A 3,266-nucleotide genomic window follows, 5' to 3' on the forward strand; every position below is an offset into this window, starting at 1 on the left:
TATTATGAGGCTTATAAGGATAAGGAGAAGGCGATTAAAAGGGAACGCCAGTTGAAACAGTATGGTGGTAGTTGGAGATATTTGAAGAAGAGGTTGAGAGGGGAATAGATTATCCATGCTTTTAATGAGGGCGGGGGGTTGTGGGGCCCGCGAGAAAGGTACACTGGATGGTAGCAGAATGGTCTGGGAAGGCCAGCCATAGAGGGTGAAAGCCCCGTATGCGAAACCTGAAGGTGGCCGAGCGGTGACCCCGAGTACCACGGGGAATGTGGAGCCCTGTGGGAATCAGGGAGGACCACCTCCTAAGGCTAAATACGAGTCGCCGACCGATAGTGCACCAGTACCGTGAGGGAAAGGTGAAAAGAACCCCTGTTAGGGGAGTGAAATAGAACCTGAAACCATCTGCCTACAAGCGGTCCGAGCCGAGCACCTCATTATTTATATCATGTAGGGAGAGTTAAGATGTATTATGTATATGTTCTTGTTAACGAGAGAGGAGAGAAGTATGTAGGATATACCAGTGATTTGAGGAGAAGGGTTAGGGAACATAGAGAAGGTAAGAGTAAGAGTACTAGAGGGTGCGATTGGAAGTTGGTATATTATGAGGCATATTTAAGCAGAGAGGATGCGTTAAATAGAGAGCGGAAATTGAAACAAAGGGGAAGGAGTAAGCAGTTATTATATGAGCGAATAAGAAATAGTTTAAATATGGTGTAAATAATGAGGTGCTCGGTGAGGGCGTGCCTTTTGCATAATGAGCCTGCGAGTTACCGTATGCAGCGAGGTTAAGCCGTTAGGCGTAGCCGTAGGGAAACCGAGTCTGAATAGGGCGTTAGTTGCATGCGGTAGACCCGAAGCCAGTCGATCTACCCATGGGCAGGGTGAAGTCCACGTAACAGTGGATGGAGGCCCGAACCGGTGTCGGTTGAAAACGGCTCGGATGACCTGTGGGTAGGGGTGAAAGGCCAATCAAGGCTGGTGATAGCTGGTTCTCCCCGAAATGCATTGAGGTGCAGCCTCAGGAGTTTCCTGCCGGGGGTAGAGCACTGTTAGGGCTAGGGGCCATTGCGGTTACCGAACCCTGACAAACTCCGAATACCGGTAGGTGAATCCTGGGAGTGAGACTATGGGCGAGAAGGTCCATAGTCGAGAGGGTAAGAGCCCAGACCGTCGGCTAAGGTCCCTAAGTATGTGCTAAGTGGTAAAGGATGTGGGAGTGCGTAGACAGCCAGGAGGTTGGCTTAGAAGCAGCCACCCTTTAAAGAAAGCGTAACAGCTCACTGGTCAAGTACTCCTGCGCCGAAGATATAGCGGGGCTAAGCACATCACCGAAGCCACGGGTTGTGCACGCTGGGTGTGCACAGCGGTAGGGGAGCATTCTGCACAGCGAAGAAGGTACACCGTAAGGTGTGCTGGAGCGTGCGGAAGAGATAATGCAGGCATGAGTAGCGATAAAAAGGGTGAGAAACCCTTTCGCCGTAAGCCTAAGGTTTCCACCGGCAGGGTAATCCGCGGTGGGTTAGCCGGTCCCTAAGGCGAGGCCGAGAGGCGTAGCTGATGGGAAGCAGGTTAATATTCCTGCGCCAGCTGGTAAGCGTTACTACCGATGGGGTGACGGAGAAGGTTAGGCGAGCCGGGTGGTGGTAGTCCCGGTTCAAGGGTGTAGGCTGGGAGAGTAGGCAAATCCGCTCTCCTGCTAAGGCTGAGGCCCGAGTACGACCCGAGTAACATCGGGGAAGTCGCTGATACCCAGCTCCCGAGAAAAACCTCTAGGGAGTTTACCAGCTGACCGTACCGCAAACCGACACAGGTAGGCGAGGCGAGAATCCTAAGGCGTTTGAGCGAACCCCAGCTAAGGAACTCGGCAAATTGCCACCGTAACTTCGGGAGAAGGTGGGCTCCTATTAGGTGAAGGCCTTTTCGGCTGGAGCCGAGGGGAGTTGCAGAGGAGAGGCCCAGGCGACTGTTTACCAAAAACACAGCACTCTGCTAACTCGTAAGAGGAAGTATAGGGTGTGACGCCTGCCCGGTGCCGGAAGGTTAAGGGGAGGGGTGAGAGCCCCGAACTGAAGCCCCGGTAAACGGCGGCCGTAACTATAACGGTCCTAAGGTAGCGAAATTCCTTGTCGGGTAAGTTCCGACCTGCACGAATGGCGTAACGATCTGGGCGCTGTCTCGGCTGGGGGCTCAGCGAAATTGCAGTAGCGGTGAAAATGCCGTTTACCCGCAGCAGGACGGAAAGACCCCGTGGACCTTTACTACAGCCTGGCAATGATACTTGGTGCATCATGTGTAGGATAGGTGGGAGGCTGAGAAGCCTGGGCGCCAGCCTGGGTGGAGCCGTCCTTGAAATACCACCCTTGGTGTACTGAGTATCTAACCTGGCCGGTGTGTAGCCGGAGGGACATTGTCAGGTGGGTAGTTTGACTGGGGCGGTCGCCTCCTAAAGAGTAACAGAGGCGCGCGAAGGTACCCTCAGGTTGGTTGGAAACCAACTGTTGAGTGCAAAGGCATAAGGGTGCTTGACTGCGAGACTGACGAGTCGAGCAGGTGGGAAACCAGGCCTTAGTGATCCGGTGGTTCCGCGTGGAAGGGCCATCGCTCAACGGATAAAAGGTACCCCGGGGATAACAGGCTGATCTCCCCCAAGAGTTCACATCGACGGGGAGGTTTGGCACCTCGATGTCGGCTCATCACATCCTGGGGCTGGAGCAGGTCCCAAGGGTTCGGCTGTTCGCCGATTAAAGTGGTACGCGAGCTGGGTTCAGAACGTCGTGAGACAGTTCGGTCCTTATCCGCTGCGGGCGTAGGAGGCTTGAGGGGGTCTGTCCCTAGTACGAGAGGACCGGGATGGACGAACCTCTGGTGCGCCAGTTGTCCCGCCAGGGGCACAGCTGGGTAGCCATGTTCGGAACGGATAACCGCTGAAGGCATCTAAGCGGGAAGCCGGCCCCGAGATAAGGCCTCCCGGAGCGTAAGCTCCCTGAAGGTCCCTTGGAGACTACGAGGTTGATAGGCTGGGTGTGTAAGCGCCGTGAGGCGTTGAGCTAACCAGTACTAATCGACCGTGCGGCTTGACCGTATTACCCTGAAAAAATCTCTATTCTTTTATCACCTATTTGTGAGGGATATAAGAAATGCTCTGGTGGTCATAGCGGAGGGGCAACACCCGTTCCCATTCCGAACACGGAAGTTAAGCCCTCCAGCGCCGAGAATACTGCGGGAAGGTAACCCGTGGGAAGGTAGGTCGCCGCCAGAGCTTTTTT

At 54.4% G+C, this 3,266-nt stretch carries 2 rRNA genes (1 of these 2 cut by a window edge); both read left to right on the forward strand.

The features are described 5' to 3' along the window. Window positions 1–3,082: ribosomal RNA gene (locus OWM07_RS11120) — 23S ribosomal RNA — on the forward strand; it begins 420 nt to the left of the window's first position. A gap of 59 nt (window positions 3,083–3,141) precedes the next feature. Further along, a 5S ribosomal RNA gene (rrf, locus tag OWM07_RS11125) occupies window positions 3,142–3,259 on the forward strand. Window positions 3,260–3,266: the final 7 nt, after the last annotated feature.

This window comes from Deferribacter thermophilus (assembly GCF_049472675.1).
Taxonomy (GTDB): domain Bacteria; phylum Chrysiogenota; class Deferribacteres; order Deferribacterales; family Deferribacteraceae; genus Deferribacter; species Deferribacter thermophilus.